Genomic DNA, 16,983 nt, shown 5'->3' with positions numbered 1-16,983 from the left:
GAAGTTCTACCGGGCCTCGGGTGTTGAGGCCGTTCAGTAGGGGGTCGTGGGGCGGGAGCCCCAGCCGGGGTCTGGGGGCGGAGCCCCCAGTAAGAGCGATGAGGAGGACCGGCATGGATGGGTCCTGGATGTTCCTGCGGGGCGCCATGCACGCCGCGGACACTCCGAAGGGGCTGCGCAAGGGCACGGTGCGCCGGGTGTTCCGGTTCGCCCGGCCGCACCGGCCGAAGCTCGTGGTGTTCCTGCTGCTGACCATGATCTCCGCGGTGCTCGCGGTGAGCACGCCGCTGCTGGCCGGCCGGGTGGTGGACACCATCGTCGGCCGGGGCGCCCCGTCGGTGGTGGTGTGGCTGGCGGTGGCCATCGCCGGGGTCGCGATCCTGGACGCCGGGCTGGGGCTGGCCGAGCGCTGGCAGTCCGCGCGGATCGGCGAGGGGCTGATCTACGACCTGCGCCGCGCGGTGTTCGAGCACGTGCAGCGGATGCCGGTGGCGTTCTTCACCCGCACCCGCACCGGCGCGCTGGTGAGCCGGCTCAACAGCGACGTGATGGGCGCGCAGCGGGCCTTCACCTCGACGCTGTCCGGCCTGGTCACCAATGTCATCCAGCTTGCCCTCTCGCTCGGCGTGATGCTCACCCTGTCCTGGCAGGTGACCGGGCTGGCGCTGATCCTGCTGCCGCTGTTCGTGCTGCCGGTGCGCCGGATGGGCAAGCGGATGGCCGACCTGCAGCGCGAGTCGGCCGACCTGAACGCGTCGATGACCACCCAGATGACCGAGCGGTTCTCCGCCCCGGGCGCGACGCTGGTGAAGCTGTTCGGCCGGCCGCGCGCGGAGGCCGAGGAGTTCGGCGGGCGGGCCGCGCGGGTGCGCGACATCGGCATCCGCGGGGCCATGTTCACCCGCTGGTTCATGACCAGCCTGACCCTCGTCTCCGCGCTGGCCCAGGCCCTGGTCTACGGGCTCGGCGGGTACCTGGCGCTGACCGGTCAGCTCGCCCCGGGCACCGTGGTGGCGCTGGCCCTGCTGCTCACCCGGCTCTACGCCCCGCTGACCGCGCTCGCCAACGTCCGGGTGGACGTGATGACCGCGCTGGTCTCCTTCGAGCGGGTGTTCGAGGTGCTCGACCTGCCGCCGATGATCACCGAGCGGCCCAGTGCGCGCCCGGTGCCGCCGGGCGGTGTCTCGGTGGAGTTCGACGAGGTGCGCTTCGCCTACCCGCCGGCCAGCAAGGTTTCCCTTGCCTCCCTTGAGGATGTCGCGGTGCTGGATCAGCGCGGCGGCACTGAGGTGTTGCACGGCATCAGTTTCCGCGCCGAGCCCGGGCAGATGGTGGCCCTGGTCGGCCCCTCCGGCGCCGGCAAGTCGACCATGGCCACGCTCATCCCGCGCCTGTATGACGTGGACTCCGGCGGGATCCGACTGTCCGGTATCGACGTCCGCGACGTTTCCTTCGACGCGCTGCGGGACACCGTCGGCGTGGTCACCCAGGACGGCCACCTGTTCCACGACACGATCCGGGCCAACCTCGCCTACGCCCGCCCCGAGGCGACCGACGAGGAGATCTGGCACGCCCTGCGCCGCGCCCGGCTCGCCGATCTTGCGGAGTCCCTCCCCGACAAACTGGAAACCGTGGTGGGGGAGCGCGGCTACCGGTTGTCCGGCGGCGAACGCCAGCGCCTCACCATCGCCCGGCTGCTCCTGGCCCAGCCCCGCGTGGTGATCCTCGACGAGGCCACCGCCCACCTCGACTCCGAGTCCGAAGTGGCCGTCCAGGAGGCCCTCGCCGACGCGCTCGACGGCCGCACCGCCATCGTGATCGCCCACCGGCTGTCCACGATCCGCGCCGCCGACCAGATCCTCGTCGTGGAGAACGGCGAAATCGTCGAATCCGGCACCCACGGATCACTGCTCGCCGCCGAGGGCCGCTACGCGGATCTCTACACGACCCAATTTGCCACGCAACCGGCCGCCGCGTAGCCGCTATGATCGGCTCGTGACTGCCGGGTCGGCCATGCGCCGCACACAGGACGGACACCCGGCAGCTGGTTGATCACCGCGCGGGCCCGCGGCCCGCCTCCGCTACCGAGAGGTTCGGCGACCACTCGTGGCGGAGGGAGGTGACTTCTCTTTGAGTTGGCAGGATTTCCTTGCGCGGCACCGGGTTGGTGACGTGATCGAGGGCGTGGTGGCCAGCCAGGTGCCGTTCGGCTCGTTCGTCGAGTCCGACGGTTTCACCGGGCTCGCGCATCAGCAGTCCTGGCCGGTCGGCGCTCGCGTCTCGGTCAGGATTCTCGCGATCGACGCCGAGAACCAGCGGTTCAGCCTGGCCGCGGCCTGAGAGTGCGCTGGCCCGGGTCGGCCCGGGCCAAGCGCGGTTGCCGGAACGTACGACTCGCTTGCCGGAGTGTCGAACTCGCTTGCTGGAGCGTCGAACTCAGGTGTCTGAGCGTCGAACTCGCCGGGGGTTAGGGGATGACGTTCCAGCGGTGGGCGTTGGGGTCGACGCCGGGGGTGTAGGGGAGGACGGGGGCGTCGGGGTCGGTGGGGAGGTTGGCGGAGCGGAGGGCTTCGAGGGCCGCCTCGTCCCCGAGGGTGTCGCCGAGGACGCCGGCGCCGTGGTGGAGGGCGGCGCGGTGGGCGTCGCCGGCGATCTGGACGATCAGGTCGCCGAGGCGGTCGGGGCCGGCACCCAGCGCCGCGTCGTGCAGGTGCAGGGCGGTGAGGGCGCCGTGGACGTCGACGGTGGCGCGGACGGTGTGGTCGGCGGACTCCGCGGTGCCGCGAATGGCGGACATGCGGCCCGGCAGGCCGGCGGTGGCGCGGAGGCGTTCCCCGGCGTCGGCGAGGAGCTGCTCGGTGGTGCGGCGCTGGCGGGGTTCGGTCATCGGCGGCGCATCCAGGTCTCCGGGTAGTCGGCGGGGTCGTCGCCGTACTCGTTGGCCGTTCCGCCAGGGGCGGCAGGCGCCCGGCGAGGTGGCGGCGCGGGCTCGTCGGCGAGCTGGGCGGGGTCGTAGGACAGGCCGAGCTGGTCCAGGTAGGACTCGCCGCGGGAGCCGAGGGCCTGGGCGTAGACCTGGTGCGCGCGCTGGTTGGCCTTCGCGGTGGCCTTGGCCGCCACGCTGAGCACGGTGTCGGCCAGGAACTTGCCGCCGTAGCGCAGGGCGTGCCGGGTCAGCCGGACCGCGCGGATCCGGCCGCCCACCTCGACCTCCACGGTGACCGCGCCGTCGTCGCCGGACGCGGTGCCGATGATGGGGCCGGCGGCCGCGAGCGCCGCCTCCAGCCGGTGCCGCTGCTCCGACATGCCCGCGCGCTCCTCCTAGGCCGATGGTCTGAACACACCATAGAAGGGCTCGCCGGCGTTGGACGTCCGGAGGGGCACCACGTGGCAGACCGAGCCGGTGTGCGGCTCCTCGACCATCTGCCCGTTGCCGACGTACATGGCCACGTGCCCGCTCCAGATCACCAGGTCGCCGGGCTGGATCTGGCCGATGTCCACCTTCTGGCCGACGGTCTGGGTCGCGGCCGTGCGCGGGATCTTGATCCCGGCCTGGCCGTAGGCCCACTGGGTCAGCCCGCTGCAGTCCATGCCCCGGTTGGGATCCGTGCCGCCCCAGACGTACGGCAGGCCGAGCCGGCTCAGCGCGGCGCGCACGGCGATGGCGGCCCGCTCGTTGGGCGCGTTCACGGTCTGCCCGCCCGGCAGCTTGATCTGGGTGCCGCTGCCGTACTGGTCCGACGGCGGGAACGTCATCGGTGGGCCGCTCGAGGCGTGCGTGCCGCCGCCTCCGCCACCGCCGCCCCCGCTGGCCCGGCTGCCGATCGGGCCGGAGGACGTCGAGCCGGACGGTGCCGTCCCGCCCATGTTCGAGGTGAGCTGGGAGAGCCGGCCCTTGGCCGCGTCGACGACGTCGGCGGCCTCCTTGGCGTACCTGGCCGACATGCCCGCGATCACCGCCCGGGCCTGCTGCTCGGCGCCGGGATCCTTGCTCGCGGCCGCCGCGTCGGCGAGCGTCCGGGCGTCGGCGTCGAACTCCCGGAGCAACTTCTCGACCTCCTGCTCGGCCTGCTGGACCAGGCTGGTCGCGTCGCCGATGGTCTGCGCCGTGCGGCCGGCCCAGGCCGCGGCCTCGTCCAGCGCCTCGGTGTGCTCCTTGGCGCGCACCCCGAACAGGTCGCCGCGGTCGCCGATCCAGTTGCCCTGCAACCGGCCCGCGTCGCCGGCGTGCTGGGTGCTGTACCCGGTGAGGCTCTGCGCCAGGCTGGTCAGGTCGGCCTGCGCCTGGCTGGCGGCGCCGGTGTCCGCCTCGAGCTTCTGCTCGGCCTCCTTGATCGGTGCCTCGTAGGGAGCGAGGTCGATCGCCACGTGTTCCCCCTCAGTCGGTCAGCCCGCGGTAGGTGTCCGCGTGCAGGTCCTCGTTGGCCAGGTAGTCGCCGCGCGCGCCGTCGACCGCGTGCCCCAGGTCGCGCACCGAGCCGGCCAGCCGGTGCACATGGTGGTGCATCCGGGTGAGGTGGTCCTGCACCGTGCCGTGCAGCCCGCTCTCGTGGCCGAGGTCGCCGAACAGCGTCGCGGAGATCGACTGGTGGCCGGCCAGATGTTTCGCGCCCGCGCCGCCGACGTCGTCGGACAGCGTTCCGTTGCGGCTGACGTACTCGCTCAGGTCGGACGCCCTGACGGAGAACCGGTCCCGGCTCATCACTCACCCCTCCTCGGCCGTTCCGCCCGCATCATGGCGTATCCGGGTCGTCGCCGCCCGCGATTCGCAGATCCTCCGGCCGGTCGACGTCCGTGCCGGCTCCGACGTCCGCGCACGGGACGTCGGTTCCCCCGTGCCGGCGCAGGTAGGGGCGCGCCCCCTGGTCCCCGGTCGCGAGCTCCCACACGCCGGGCCAGTGGGCGCGTCCGATCAGGACCGGATGCCCGGGGGCGCCGTCGTAGCTGGCCCGGGCCAGCGCGTCCGGCGCGGCGAGGTCGGCGAGCCGGCGGACAGCTGCCGCGGTCACCCCGGGCGTATCCACCGGAAGCACCACCGCGGCCACAGTGTCCGAAGTGGACAGTTCGTCGAGCCCGGCCCGAAGCGACGAACCCATCCCGGACTCCCAGTCCGGATTGTCCACAAGCGACGACCCGGAAAGTGTTGCAGTGGCACGGACTTCGTCGGCGGACGCGCCGAGAACGATCACCACCGGCGCGCAGCCGGCCTCGTGCAGCACCGCCGCCGCGTGCTCGACGAACAAGCCGCCGCGATGCCGCACCAGCGCCTTGGGCATGCCGAAGCGGCGGCCGGCGCCGGCCGCGAGGAGCAGGCCGGCGACGCGTGGGGTGGACACGCCGGGATCTTCCCACCGCGGCTTGTAGTCTCGCGGCATGAGCCCAGCCTTCCCGCGGATCCAGGTGCTCGGCCCGCGGGAACCGGTGCGGGCGGTGGCGCTGGTGCTGCACGGCGGGCAGGAGGAGAGCACCGCGCGGGCGCACCGGTTGCGGCCGGCGTACCTGCGGATGCTGCCGTTCGCCCTCGACCTGTGGCGGGCCGGGCGGCGGAGCGGGGTCGCGGTGTGGTTGCTGTGCTACCGGTACCGGGGGTGGAACAAGCCGGACCTGCACCCGGTGGCGGACGCGCGGTGGGCGCTCGCCGAGGTCCGCTTCCGGCACGGCGAGGTCCCGGTGGCGCTGGTCGGGCACTCGATGGGAGCCCGGGTGGCGCTGCGGGTGGCGGACGAGCCGAACGTGGTCGCGGTGTGCGCGCTCGCGCCGTGGACCACCGCGAAAGACCACGTCGACCAGCTCGCCGGCAAGGCCGTGCTGATCGCGCACGGTGACCGGGACACCACCACCAAGCCGGCCGACTCGCACGCCTACGCCGAGCGCGCCCGGCTGGTCAACGACACCGTGCGGCAGCTGGACATCGCCGGCGAGGGGCACACGATGCTGCGCAAGCCGCGGCTCTGGACGCTGCTGGTGCGCCGGTTCGTGCTCGGCGCGCTGGGTACTACGGTATCGACACAACCCGGACCCGGTCCGAAACGTCCCCAGTGAGGAGCGTGGGAGGTCGGGGAGCCATGAACTATGCACCGCGGAGTACCGGAATGAGCTACGGGCCGGACGTCCCCAGCCGACCGGGGTACGGCAGTACCCGGCGGATGGAGACGCCGGTGGCGCAGGGCAGATGGCAGGGGTACGGGCAACCGCCGCCTCCGGTTCAGGAGCCGGAGCGCCGGCAGCCACCGCCACCGGCCGGCTCCGGTGCGCCACCGAAGCCCCGGCGGAGGCGCCGGCTCGGCCGGGTGCTGCTGATCATCGTGCTGGCGTTCCTGGTGCTGATCGGCGCGACCTGGCTGTACCTGGAGCTGAACCTGAACCGGGTCGCGGCGCTGAGCGACTATCAGGGCCGCCCGGCCGCCGCGGCCGGCACCAACTGGCTGATCGTCGGCTCGGACAGCCGGGCCGACCTGTCCGCCGAGGAGCAGGAGCGGCTGGCCACCGGGGACGCCAAAGGGCAGCGCACGGACACCATGATGCTGCTGCACATCCCGGACAACGACACCAAGCCGACGCTGGTCAGCCTGCTCCGCGACTCCTATGTGGACATTCCGGGGAAGGGCAAGAACAAGCTCAACGCCGCCTACGCGCTGGGCGGGCCGAAGCTGCTGGCGCAGACCGTCGAGACGAACACCGGGCTGCACCTCGACCACTACGTCGAGATCGGCTTCGGCGGGTTCGCCGACATGGTGGACGCGGTCGGCGGTGTGGAGATGTGCCTCAAGACCCCGATCAACGATCCGCTGGCCGGGATCAACCTGCCGGCCGGGTGCCAGGAGCTCAACGGAGAGCAGGCCCTCGGCTACGTGCGGACCCGGGCGACGCCCCGGGCCGACCTGGACCGGGTGATCCACCAGCGGGAGTTCATCGGCGCACTGACCGACAAGGCCACCAGCGCCGGCACCCTGCTCAACCCGTTCCGGCTGTTCCCGCTGATCTTCAACGCGCCGGACGCGTTCACCGTGGACGAAGGCGACCACCTGCACAACCTGCCCAGCCTGGCGTTCGCCATCGGCGGCGCGAGCAGCGGCAAGACGGTCACCACCACCGTGCCGATCGGCGGCTCGGCCCGCACCAGCGGCGGCGGCGCGGCCGTCGTCTGGGACAAGGCCAAGTCCACCAAGCTCTTCGACGCCCTGCGCACCGACCAGCCGGTGCCGCAGGAGGCGATCGTGGACGCCCCGCGTTAACCCGGCAACGCCCAGGTCTTCACCTGGGAGTTGTCCTCGTCGGGCGGCGGTGTCACGGTCGCCACCGGTTGCTCCGCAGCCGATGGCGCACCGGCGAGATCGAGCAAGTCACCTGCCTCGTCGCCGGCGACCTCGCGCAGCAGGTTGGTGCAGTCGGCGAGGGCGGCGCCGGACGCCCGCCGGGTCAGCCGGAAGACCTCCTCGGCCAGCCTGGCCGGGCCGAGCCGGAGCGCGGCGTCGGTCAGCTCCAGGTCGGTGATCCGGCCGTCCAGGTTGACCGTGACCTCGATGCCGCGCTCGCGGTCGCCGGCCCGCCCGGTGATCCGGCCCAGGCGCTCTGGCAGGTGGTCGACCCGTTCGTCGAGCTCCTCGCTCGCCGCGATCAGCTCGTCGACGGTGTAGTCGTCAAAGCTCCGCTTGGTCATGAGGTTCGCCAGCTCTCCGGGGTGGTGGACTCAGCCCGTTCGGTGAGTGAGTCGGGGGAGTCCAGGCCGAGCGTCGCCAGCTCGTGCTCGTTCATACCGGCCAACTCCGCCCGAAGCGCGTGCCTCGTGCGCTGGTTCGCCACCGCGGTCGCCTCGGCCACCGCGGCCAGGATGGCGTCCGCGAGGCCTCGCGGCCCGAGTTTGAGCGCCGGCTGGGTCAGCACCAGCGAGGCGAGCGCCCCGCCGGGAAGCACCTCGACCGAGACCGCCCCGCCCTGCGCCCGTGCGCCACCGGTGATCTTGTCCATGTCGCTGCCGCCGATCGCTACCGGTCAATGCGCGGAGTTCGAGGAAACCCGCGGTCGAATGGTGTGTCCCGGAGGCCCTCGTAGCCATCTTGAGCGTCGGACCTCGGCGGTTGGCGCTCAGGTCCGGGGTACGCCTCCTCGGGCGGCACGTGGACCGGGCGCTGCGGCGGCCGGTGCCGGTCGTCGGAGCCGTGGCTGCCGGAACGGTCCGGGTGCGGTTCGCCCGACCTGGGCCGGTCCGGCTGGGTGGGCTGGTCCCGCTGAATCGGCTGGGTTCCTGGCTGGTTTCGGCGCGGCGCCGGCTCGGACCTGCGGCCGCGTTCGCCGGACCTGTGTGGCCGGGTCAGCGATCCTGGCCCGCCGGCCTTGGGCTCCCGGTCGGGGTCGGCGACGCCGTCGTGTCGGACCGCTCGTTCCAGCTCGCGCAGTTGCCGGGCGGCTTCCTTGAGCTCGGCTTGGGCAGCGACAAGCTGTTTGGCGGACTCGCGGGTGTAGCGGTTGCTCATCGCGCGCACCTCACCCTGGACCTTGTTGACCACGCCCGGCGACACTGCTCCGGAAACCTGGGCGATCCGCGTCGCCCGGTCCACGTACTCGTCGATCAGCCGGGCCACCGCGTCATGCCGTGCGACGAGCCGGGCGTGGGCCGTTTCGACGATCGTCGCGCCCTTGCGGGCAGCCTCCGCGGTGGCCTCGAGGTGCTTGCCCACCCGGCCGGCGCGACGGTCGAAGGTGTCCGCCGACCGGCCGGTCCAGCGCTCGGTGGCGGTGTAGGCCCAGTCGGCGTGCTCGTTGGCGTGCGTGCCGATGGCCCCGGCCGTGTCCAGCAGGGCAACGTGCGCCTCGTTCGCGTCCTTGGCCTTGCCGGCGAGGCTGTTGCGGTGAGCCTGCATCTGTTGCGCGAAACTCAGCGCCCAGGCCCTGGTGTCGCTGTTCATCCCCATACCCTCGTTCTAGTGAATGACGGTCCGGCCCGAGGACCCGGACGGCCGGTCCGGATTCCGGAACCCGTCGGCGCTCTGCCTGTCCGTCTCCTGGTATCCGCCGGCGATCCGGTCGACGGCTCGGCCGAACCTGTTCACGTCCGTGGCCATGCCGTTCACCTGGTGTTCGAGCGCGCCGGCGAAATGGTTCAGCGCGGCGGCGAAGCCGGACTCCTTGCCGATCTTGCCGAAGCTGTCCTCGGCGATCCGCTGCACCGAATTGACCTTTTCCCTGGCGAGTTGCTTGAGCTCGCCGGCCATCGTCCTGGTGCGATCGGCGTAGGTGGTCAAGGCTGAGGCGTCGACGGTGTAGCCCGGATCCGACGGTTCGAGCTGGTGCTGCGGCTGCCGTTGCATGGCCACTCCCCCCGGTCGTCGGTTGACGGTACAACCATCGCCCGAGCGGTTGCCAGCCGACCAGCGGTGCTGCGCGGCTGGGCAGGGCGGCTACTCAGCTGGAGTGGTGCGGGCGCGGAGGGTGGCGAGGGCCTTGTCGGCGTGGACGCTCATCCGGAACTCGCTCTTGATCACCTCGAGCACGGTGCGGTCGGTGTCGATGACGAAGGTCTGGCGCTTGGTGAGCAGGGGACCGAAGCCGCGGCGGACGCCGAACTGGGTGGCGACCGCGCCGTCGGGGTCGGAGAGCAGCGGGAAGTCGAAGGAGTGCTTGTCGGAGAACTGCTTCTGCTTGTCGACCGGGTCGGGGCTGATGCCGACGCGCTGGGCGCCGGCTTCGGCGAACTCGGCGGCCAGGTCACGGAAGTGGCAGCTCTCGGCGGTGCACCCCGGCGTCATGGCGGCCGGGTAGAAGTACAGCACCACCGGCCCTTCGGCCAGGAACTCCTTGAGGCTGCGGGTGTTTCCGGTCTCGTCCGGCAGTTCGAAGTCGGGTGCCAGCTCACCGGCCTTCATCGGGCCTCCAGTTCGTCGTTCGGCTGCGCCCACGGAACTCGGCGACGACCTCGTCGCCCCGGTACACCGTAACGTCGTAGACCCCGCTCCGGCCGTAGCGAACCCGTTCCGTCGCGTGCGCCTCGAGCACGTCGCCGCGCCGCACCGGGGCGACGAACGTGATCTCCGCGCCGGCGGCCAGGGTGACCGGACCGTGGCTGTTGCAGGCGCACGCGAACGCGCTGTCGGCGAGCAGGAACAGGTAGCCGCCGTGCGCCACGGCGTGCCCGTTGATCATGGTCTCGGTGACCGGCATCCGCACCACCGCCCGGCCCTCCGACGCCGAGACCAGCTCCATCCCGAGGGCTCGGGACGCCACGTCGCCGTCCCACATCACACGCACGGATTGAGGGATCACCGAGTCTCCACAGTTACGATCATGGGGCCGCCATGATGACACAGGCCACACTTGTTGCACGTCCGATAGTAGGAAGTCAGACTATTTATATGGCGAAGACCAGCAGCAGCTTGCACCGCCCGGCGCACCCGGTCCGGTTCGTCACCGCGGCGAGCCTGTTCGACGGGCACGACGCCGCGATCAACATCATGCGGCGGATCCTGCAGGCGCAGGGCGCCGAGGTCATCCACCTCGGGCACAACCGGTCGGTGCGCGACGTGGTGCAGGCGGCGGTCCAGGAGGACGTGCAGGGCGTGGCGATCAGCGCCTACCAGGGCGGGCACGTGGAGTACTTCACCTACCTGGTGGAGCTGCTCGCCAAGCACGGCGCCGGGCACGTCAAGGTGTACGGCGGCGGCGGGGGAGTGATCGTCCCCGAGGAGATCAGGCTGTTGCACGAGCGGGGCGTGGCCCGGATCTTCTCCCCGGAGGACGGCCAGGAGCTCGGCCTCGCCCGCATGATCAACCTCATGGTGCGGGCGTGCGACGTGGATCTTGCCGAGCAGGCCCCGCCGGGCGTGGACGCGCTGCTGGCCGGCGACGAGAACGCCCTGGCCCGGACCATCACGCTGATCGAGGCCGGCCGGCTCCCGGACGCCGTGCGCACCCAGATCGCCGGTGCTGCCGACCGGGCGAACGTGCCGGTGCTGGGCATCACCGGCACCGGCGGCTCCGGCAAGTCCTCGCTCACCGACGAGCTGGTCCGCCGGTTCCGCGTCGACCAGCAGGACAAGCTGCGCGTCGCGGTGCTGGCCATCGACCCGACCCGGCGGCGCGGCGGCGGGGCGCTGCTCGGCGACCGGATCCGGATGAACGGCTTGGATGGGGACCGGGTGTTCTTCCGGTCGCTGGCCACGCGCGGCGCGGCCGCCGAGGTGCCGGAGGGCCTGGCCGACGTGATCGCGGCCTGCAAGGCGGCCGGCAACGACCTGGTGATCGTCGAGACGCCGGGTATCGGGCAGGGCGACGCGGCCATCGTGCCGTTCGTGGACACCTCGCTCTATGTGATGACGCCCGAGTTCGGCGCCGCCTCCCAGCTCGAGAAGATCGACATGCTGGACTTCGCGGACGCGGTGGCGATCAACAAGTTCGAGCGGCGCGGCGCGGAGGACGCCCGCCGCGACGTGGCCCGGCAGCTGGTGCGCAACCGGGAGGCGTTCGGGGTGTCCTGGGAGGGCATGCCGGTGTTCGGCACCAGCGCGGCGACGTTCAACGACGACGGGGTGACCGCGCTCTACCAGCACCTGCGGACGCTGCTCGCCGAGGCGGGGCTCGCGGTCAGCGAGGGCACGCTGGCTCCGGTCGAGAGCCGGACCTCGACCAGGGCCGCCACGGTCGTGCCGCCCGCGCGGGTGCGCTACCTGTCCGAGATCGCCGAGACGGTCCGCGGCTACCACGCGAAGACCGGCGAGCAGGTGGCCGCGGTCCGCCGGCACGCCGCGCTCACCGAGGCGCGCCAGGCACTTGCCGAGAACGATCTGTCCACTTCGGATCTCGACGCGCTGGCCGAGGAGGCCGCGCGGCGGGTCGAGCGGGACAACGCCGACCTGCTCGCCGGGTGGGCGAAGACCGTCGCGGAGTACTCAGCGGACGAGCTCGTGGTCAGCGTGCGGGACCAGGAACTGCACACCAGGCTGTGGCGGGAGACGTTGTCCGGCAACCGGATCCCGCGGGTCGCGCTGCCCCGGTTCGACGACGGCGCAACGCTGCTTCGCTTCCTGCGCAAGGAGAACCTGCCCGGCGCGTTCCCGTTCACCGCGGGCGTGTTCCCGTTCAAGCGGGAGACCGAGGACCCGGCCCGGATGTTCGCCGGCGAGGGCGACGCGTTCCGCACCAACCGGCGGTTCAAGCTGCTCGCGCACGGCGAGGCGACGCGGCTGTCCACCGCATTCGACTCGGTGACGCTGTACGGCCGCGACCCCGACACCCCGCCGGACGTCTACGGCAAGATCGGCACCTCCGGCGTGTCCATCGCCACGCTCGACGACATGAAGGCGCTCTACGCCGGTTTCGATCTCACCGCGCCGAACACGTCTGTCTCCATGACGATCAACGGCCCGGCGCCGACCATCCTGGCGTTCTTCCTCAACACCGCCATCGACGCCCGGGTCGAGGCGTTCACCGCCGAGCAGGGCCGCGAGCCTTCGGCTCAGGAGCGGGCGATGCTCACCGCGTGGACGCTGGCCAACGTCCGCGGCACGGTGCAGGCCGACATCCTCAAGGAGGACCAGGGCCAGAACACCTGCATCTTCTCCACCGAGTTCTCGCTGCGGATGATGGCCGACATCCAGGAGTGGTTCATCGCCAACAAGGTCCGCAACTTCTACTCGGTGTCGATCTCCGGCTACCACATCGCCGAGGCCGGCGCGAACCCGATCAGCCAGCTCGCCTTCACCCTGGCCAACGGGTTCACCTATGTGGAGTCCTACCTGGCCCGGGGCATGAAGATCGACGACTTCGCGCCGAACCTGTCGTTCTTCTTCTCCAACGGGATGGACGCCGAGTACAGCGTGATCGGCCGGGTGGCGCGGCGGATCTGGGCGATCGCGATGCGGGAGCGCTACGGCGCCAACGAGCGCTCGCAGAAGCTGAAGTACCACGTGCAGACCTCCGGCCGGTCGCTGCACGCGCAGGAGATGAACTTCAACGACATCCGGACCACGCTGCAGGCTCTGTGCGCGCTGTACGACAACGCGAACTCCTTGCACACCAACGCCTACGACGAGGCGATCACCACGCCGACCGAGGCCAGCGTGCGCCGCGCCATGGCCATCCAGCTGATCATCAGCAAGGAGTGGGGCCTGTCGATGAACGAGAACCCGCTGCAGGGCTCGTTCGTCATCGACGGGTTGACCGACCTCGTCGAGGAGGCCGTACTGGCCGAGTTCGACCGGCTCGCCGAGCGCGGGGGAGTGCTGGGCGCCATGGAGACCGGTTACCAGCGCGGCCGCATCCAGGACGAGTCGATGCTCTACGAGCAGCGCAAGCACGACGGCTCGCTGCCGCTCATCGGCGTGAACACGTTCCTGCCGGCGAAGGGCGCCGAGGACCACGTGACGCACCTCGAGCTGGCCCGGGCCACCGAGGAGGAGAAGCGCTCGCAGGTGGACCGCACCCGCGAGTTCCAGCGCCGCCACACCACCGAGGCCGCCGACGCGCTCCGCCGCCTGCGCGCGGCCGCCGCGAGCGACGAGAACGTGTTCGCGGTGCTGATGGACGCCGCCCGGGTCTGCACCCTCGGCCAGATCACCGAGGCCTTCTTCGAGGTCGGCGGCCAGTACCGGCGCAACGTCTAGTCTCGGGTCGGACAGAGCCGTCGCAGGAGGGACGAAGCCGTGGATATCAGTCGGGTCGGTGTCGTCGGGGTGGGGCTGATGGGTTCCGGCATAGCCGAGGTGTGTGCCCGGGCCGGGCTCTCCGTGCTGGTCAACGAAGTCAACGCGGACGCGCTTTCCGCCGGACGCCGGCGCATCGAGGCGTCATTGGGTCGCGGGCTCAAGCACGGGAAGCTCACCGGGGACGAGCGCGACGCGGCGCTGGGCCGGATTCAGTACACGACCGACCTGGGAATGTTCGCCGACCGTCAACTCGTGATCGAGGCGGTGGTGGAGACCGAGCAGGCCAAGACCGAGGTGTTCACCGCGCTGGACAAGGTGGTCGAGGACGCCGAGGCGATCTTCGCCTCGAACACCTCGTCCATCCCGATCATGAAGCTGGGCATGGCCACCTCCCGGCCGCACCACGTGATCGGCGTGCATTTCTTCAACCCGGTGCCGGTGCTGAAGCTCGTCGAGCTGGTGCCGTCGCTGCTCACCGACCACACCACCCGCGAGCGCGCCGAGCGGTTCGTCGAGGACGTCCTCGGCAAGCAGGTGATCCTCTCCCAGGACCGCGCCGGGTTCATCGTCAACGCCCTGCTCATCCCGTACCTGCTCTCGGCCATCCGGATGCTCGAGTCCGGCTTCGCCTCCGCCGAGGACATCGACAACGGCATGATCCTCGGCTGCGCCCACCCGATGGGCCCGCTGCACCTGGCCGACCTGATCGGCCTGGACACCACCAAGGCCATCGCCGAGTCCATGTACGCCGAGTTCAAGGAGCCGCTCTACTCCCCGCCCCCGCTCCTGCTCCGCATGGTCGACGCCGGCCTCCTCGGCAAGAAGAGCGGCCGCGGCTTCTACGAGTACGCCGGCTGACCACCGGTGGGGGACAGGACGTAGGAGAACCGGCGGATCCGGGGAACCCATAACTGGAAGCAGGACAGGTCGGGCAGCGTCACCGTGGCCGAGACGGCGACTAGGCTGCGGTGCAGCCGGAACCAATGACCCACCTCGTTATCCGGCACCGCGCCGACGATCCCGTTGGTCCATGGCATGCCGGGGTTCAGAGGCTTGAAGTCGGTCACGAACGCGTCCCAGCGGGTGGCCGATGGGCGATGGACAAGACCGCCCCGATGTCATGCCCGGGCGCGGTGTCGAGCACCCGGCCGAGCAGGCGGGCGTGTGCGGTGAGCAGGCCCAGCAGCACGACAACGGCCTGGAACTCGCCGGGGACGTCGGCAGTGCCCAGAAACCGGGACGCTTCCGACAGATCCCGGGTCGCCCGAAGCATCCGGTACAAGTTGACCAGCCGTTTCGCCTCTCGCGGGGTGTCCACCAGCGGCTCCAGCGCGGTCAGGAGCTCGACCTCGGGATCGGTGAGCGGGCGGGGAATCCGCGGTGCCGGTATGGCCGTCTGCACGGCTTCGACTTCGGAACCGGCCTCGATCGGGATCTCCGTCTCCTCCGGAGACGTCGGGCCGAGGTCCACGTTGGCCGCCGGCAACAGTGGTCCGGGGATCGGCGGGTCCGTCGGGGCGGGCGCCGCGCCGTCGTCGATCATCGAGCGCAGCAGCCGGTTCAGGCTCCCCGAGGGCATACCGGAAAGCACGATCGGGATGTTGAGGATCTTCTCCAGGTAGTCTTCAGGGGTGACGTGCCAGCCGTCCGGTGTGGTGCCCGACCCGTCGTCTTCGAGAATCTCGTCATAGTGGCTGCACAGCGAGCGCACCAGCCACCGTGGATCGACCCCGACCACCACGACGAACAATTCCAGTGCGAGCAAGAGGTGCACCGCCTGCAGGACGTCGACCACCTGTTTCGGGCTGCACCGGTCCAGATCGTCGATATAGAGCACAATCCGTTCAACCGGTGTGTCCCCGTCGACCGAGGCATCCGCGCCTTCGTCGCGCCATTCTTTCATCAATTCGACGAGCTGCTCGAAATCTTTGCGAATGGTCGAGATGAGGCCCAGGTTGCCGCTGTAAGAATTACTCTGCGCCCGGTCGGCGAGAAATTTGTAGAGCCGCCGCCCCGGCGTCAGCTCGGCGAGCTGACGCCCGAGCACACCCATCCGGGAAACGACCTCACTGAGCTGTGCCTCGGCTATTCGCTGGTCGGCTTCGGCCATGCGCAACGCGTCGACCTTGTCCGCGACGTCCGGCGGGATATCCTCGGCTGCCCGCGACATCCCGGCATGGAGTTCCTCGGTGAGCTGCCGCAGCTTCCGCAGGCCTTCCCGGGCGGCGTTGACGGCGACCAGCCCGGCGCCGGCCAGTACAGTGACCACGCCGCCAGAGCGATCTTCCCGCGGCGGTCCCATGGTGCCCGGCGCAGCGCCTCGGCCTCGGTCAGGGTGCCGCGCATCTGCTCAGCGAGCAGCTTGCCCTGCTCGATTTCGTCCGCGACGCCGAGCCGGCGCCAGAGTTGGTTGAGCATCTTGCCGGCCGTGTCCGACCGTTTCAGCGCCACGATCAACTCACGGGCTCCGGACTCCCGGCTGGCGGCGGCCGCGTCCACGCTCGCCTGCAGGGCCGCCGCCTCGACCCGCGCCTGCCTGGTCGTCGCCTCCAGTTGCCTGCGCTCGACCAGCCGCTCAGCGAGCTCGACACGAAGCCGCTCGCGCCGCATCTCCACGCCGGGCCCGGGTTCGGCCAGCTGCCGGAAAATCTCGTCACCGAGGCTGGCCCACAGGTTGGCGTCGGCGTAGTGCCAGGCATTGAACCCGATCTGATCGATGCGCCGGCAATAGGCTGGACTACCCGACTCGGTCAGCGCCCGTACCTGATTGCGCAGCAACCCCATGAAGAAGCGCTTGCCCGAACCCCACTCCCCGAAGATTCCCACCGACAGGGGCAGCGGCGTCTGCCGGTCGGCGATCACCGTGGCCAGCATGGACACATACGGCGCGAAACCGAGATTATCCCGCGCCAGCGGAATTCCTTCATTCGGTTTCACCAGGTCGCTCGACAAACCGCCGGCCAGTTCCGTGTCGGAGAACTCCTGCGGAGGCGGCGCGCTTTTCGCGCCTGCCGGCTCCGGTGCGGGCGCTTGCTCCGCAGCGGTGCGCTCGTCTATCGAGGATGGTGCGTTCCACGCGTCCCGTACAGCCACGGCCGTCGTCGTGTCGATGCAGATGAACACCAGCGATTCGAGCGCGGGATATTCCTTGGACCGGAGCGCCCGCTTGACGGCCGGAATGGCGACCGAGGCAACCTCTGCAACGGGGAAACCCAATGCGCCGGTGGCCAGCAGCGGAAGTCCGATAGCGGTGACACCGGCCTGGGCGGCCATTGAAATGGCGTGTTCGGTCGCAGCGGCCACGGAGCGCAGGGTGGGCAGATCCGTTTCAACATCCTCGTGCGGT

At 70.8% G+C, this 16,983-nt stretch carries 20 protein-coding genes; 6 read left to right on the top strand and 14 right to left on the bottom strand.

Annotation, left to right across the window (positions count from 1 at the left end; genetic code table 11):
- Positions 1-113 precede the first annotated feature (113 nt).
- The gene (locus VGR06_RS20240) at positions 114-1,979 is read left to right on the top strand and encodes an ABC transporter ATP-binding protein (protein WP_327560673.1); all 1,866 of its coding nucleotides are present in this window, start codon (positions 114-116) and stop codon (positions 1,977-1,979) included.
- Between the two features lie 151 nt (positions 1,980-2,130).
- Positions 2,131-2,340, top strand: a complete 210-nt coding sequence (locus VGR06_RS20235) for a S1 RNA-binding domain-containing protein (RefSeq protein ID WP_327560672.1) — start codon at positions 2,131-2,133, stop codon at positions 2,338-2,340.
- A gap of 127 nt (positions 2,341-2,467) precedes the next feature.
- Here VGR06_RS20235 and VGR06_RS20230 read toward each other — a convergent pair whose 3' ends face one another.
- From VGR06_RS20230 to VGR06_RS20210, 5 genes are read right to left on the bottom strand one after another with little or no spacing between them, the layout of a single operon-like run.
- The gene (locus VGR06_RS20230) at positions 2,468-2,887 is read right to left on the bottom strand and encodes a YbaB/EbfC family nucleoid-associated protein (RefSeq protein WP_327560671.1); all 420 of its coding nucleotides are present in this window, start codon (positions 2,885-2,887) and stop codon (positions 2,468-2,470) included.
- The gene (locus VGR06_RS20225) at positions 2,884-3,306 is read right to left on the bottom strand and encodes a YbaB/EbfC family nucleoid-associated protein (protein ID WP_327560670.1); all 423 of its coding nucleotides are present in this window, start codon (positions 3,304-3,306) and stop codon (positions 2,884-2,886) included. The genes VGR06_RS20230 and VGR06_RS20225 overlap by 4 nt, the downstream gene beginning before the upstream one ends.
- 15 nt (positions 3,307-3,321) lie before the next feature.
- The gene (locus tag VGR06_RS20220) at positions 3,322-4,368 is read right to left on the bottom strand and encodes a C40 family peptidase (RefSeq protein ID WP_327560669.1); all 1,047 of its coding nucleotides are present in this window, start codon (positions 4,366-4,368) and stop codon (positions 3,322-3,324) included.
- 10 nt (positions 4,369-4,378) lie between these two features.
- Complete coding sequence (locus VGR06_RS20215; RefSeq protein WP_327560668.1) at positions 4,379-4,702, bottom strand: hypothetical protein; 324 nt, start codon at positions 4,700-4,702, stop codon at positions 4,379-4,381.
- A gap of 31 nt (positions 4,703-4,733) precedes the next feature.
- Positions 4,734-5,375, bottom strand: a complete 642-nt coding sequence (locus tag VGR06_RS20210) for a nucleotidyltransferase family protein (RefSeq protein ID WP_327560667.1) — start codon at positions 5,373-5,375, stop codon at positions 4,734-4,736.
- Here VGR06_RS20210 and VGR06_RS20205 point away from each other — a divergent pair.
- Positions 5,374-6,042 (top strand): alpha/beta hydrolase, encoded by a 669-nt coding sequence (locus VGR06_RS20205; RefSeq protein WP_327560666.1) that lies wholly within the window; start codon positions 5,374-5,376, stop codon positions 6,040-6,042. The genes VGR06_RS20210 and VGR06_RS20205 overlap by 2 nt on opposite strands.
- 23 nt (positions 6,043-6,065) lie before the next feature.
- A complete protein-coding gene (locus tag VGR06_RS20200; protein WP_327560665.1) occupies positions 6,066-7,235 on the top strand; it encodes an LCP family protein in 1,170 nt (389 codons plus the stop codon).
- On the opposite strand, the gene VGR06_RS20195 is transcribed toward VGR06_RS20200, so the two are convergent.
- From VGR06_RS20195 to paaI, 6 genes are all read right to left on the bottom strand, one after another.
- Positions 7,232-7,660 (bottom strand): hypothetical protein, encoded by a 429-nt coding sequence (locus tag VGR06_RS20195; RefSeq protein WP_327560664.1) that lies wholly within the window; start codon positions 7,658-7,660, stop codon positions 7,232-7,234. The genes VGR06_RS20200 and VGR06_RS20195 overlap by 4 nt on opposite strands.
- On the bottom strand, positions 7,657-7,968 hold the full coding sequence (locus VGR06_RS20190; RefSeq protein ID WP_327560663.1) for a YbaB/EbfC family nucleoid-associated protein: 312 nt from the start codon (positions 7,966-7,968) through the stop codon (positions 7,657-7,659). The genes VGR06_RS20195 and VGR06_RS20190 overlap by 4 nt, the downstream gene beginning before the upstream one ends.
- Positions 7,969-7,985: 17 nt before the next feature.
- Positions 7,986-8,906, bottom strand: a complete 921-nt coding sequence (locus VGR06_RS20185) for a hypothetical protein (protein WP_327560662.1) — start codon at positions 8,904-8,906, stop codon at positions 7,986-7,988.
- Positions 8,907-8,921: 15 nt separating this feature from the next.
- On the bottom strand, positions 8,922-9,308 hold the full coding sequence (locus VGR06_RS20180; RefSeq protein ID WP_327560661.1) for a type VII secretion target: 387 nt from the start codon (positions 9,306-9,308) through the stop codon (positions 8,922-8,924).
- A gap of 90 nt (positions 9,309-9,398) precedes the next feature.
- Positions 9,399-9,863, bottom strand: a complete 465-nt coding sequence (locus tag VGR06_RS20175; protein ID WP_327560660.1) for a peroxiredoxin — start codon at positions 9,861-9,863, stop codon at positions 9,399-9,401.
- Positions 9,850-10,236: a hydroxyphenylacetyl-CoA thioesterase PaaI gene (gene paaI, locus VGR06_RS20170; protein ID WP_327560699.1), complete on the bottom strand. Its 387-nt coding sequence runs from the start codon at positions 10,234-10,236 to the stop codon at positions 9,850-9,852. Before paaI ends, VGR06_RS20175 begins: the two co-directional genes overlap by 14 nt.
- A 113-nt stretch (positions 10,237-10,349) precedes the next feature.
- Between paaI and icmF the strand changes: the two genes are divergently transcribed.
- A complete protein-coding gene (icmF, locus tag VGR06_RS20165; protein WP_327560659.1) occupies positions 10,350-13,595 on the top strand; it encodes a fused isobutyryl-CoA mutase/GTPase IcmF in 3,246 nt (1,081 codons plus the stop codon).
- 39 nt (positions 13,596-13,634) lie between these two features.
- Positions 13,635-14,495, top strand: a complete 861-nt coding sequence (locus tag VGR06_RS20160) for a 3-hydroxybutyryl-CoA dehydrogenase (protein WP_327560658.1) — start codon at positions 13,635-13,637, stop codon at positions 14,493-14,495.
- Here VGR06_RS20160 and VGR06_RS20155 read toward each other — a convergent pair.
- The 3 genes from VGR06_RS20155 to VGR06_RS20145 all read right to left on the bottom strand — a co-directional run.
- Complete coding sequence (locus tag VGR06_RS20155; protein WP_327560657.1) at positions 14,477-14,704, bottom strand: hypothetical protein; 228 nt, start codon at positions 14,702-14,704, stop codon at positions 14,477-14,479. The two genes, VGR06_RS20160 and VGR06_RS20155, sit on opposite strands and share 19 nt — an antisense overlap.
- Positions 14,701-15,747 (bottom strand): P-loop NTPase fold protein, encoded by a 1,047-nt coding sequence (locus VGR06_RS20150; protein WP_327560656.1) that lies wholly within the window; start codon positions 15,745-15,747, stop codon positions 14,701-14,703. The genes VGR06_RS20155 and VGR06_RS20150 overlap by 4 nt, the downstream gene beginning before the upstream one ends.
- Positions 15,723-16,983: P-loop NTPase fold protein (locus tag VGR06_RS20145; RefSeq protein WP_327560655.1), on the bottom strand; the 1,261-nt coding region annotated here is incomplete at its 5' end. The genes VGR06_RS20145 and VGR06_RS20150, both read right to left, overlap by 25 nt.

Source organism: Actinophytocola sp. (assembly GCF_036002505.1).
GTDB lineage: Bacteria > Actinomycetota > Actinomycetes > Mycobacteriales > Pseudonocardiaceae > DASYTH01.
Note: the sequence above shows the minus strand (reverse complement) of the source record. Positions and strands in the feature narration are given on the sequence as shown.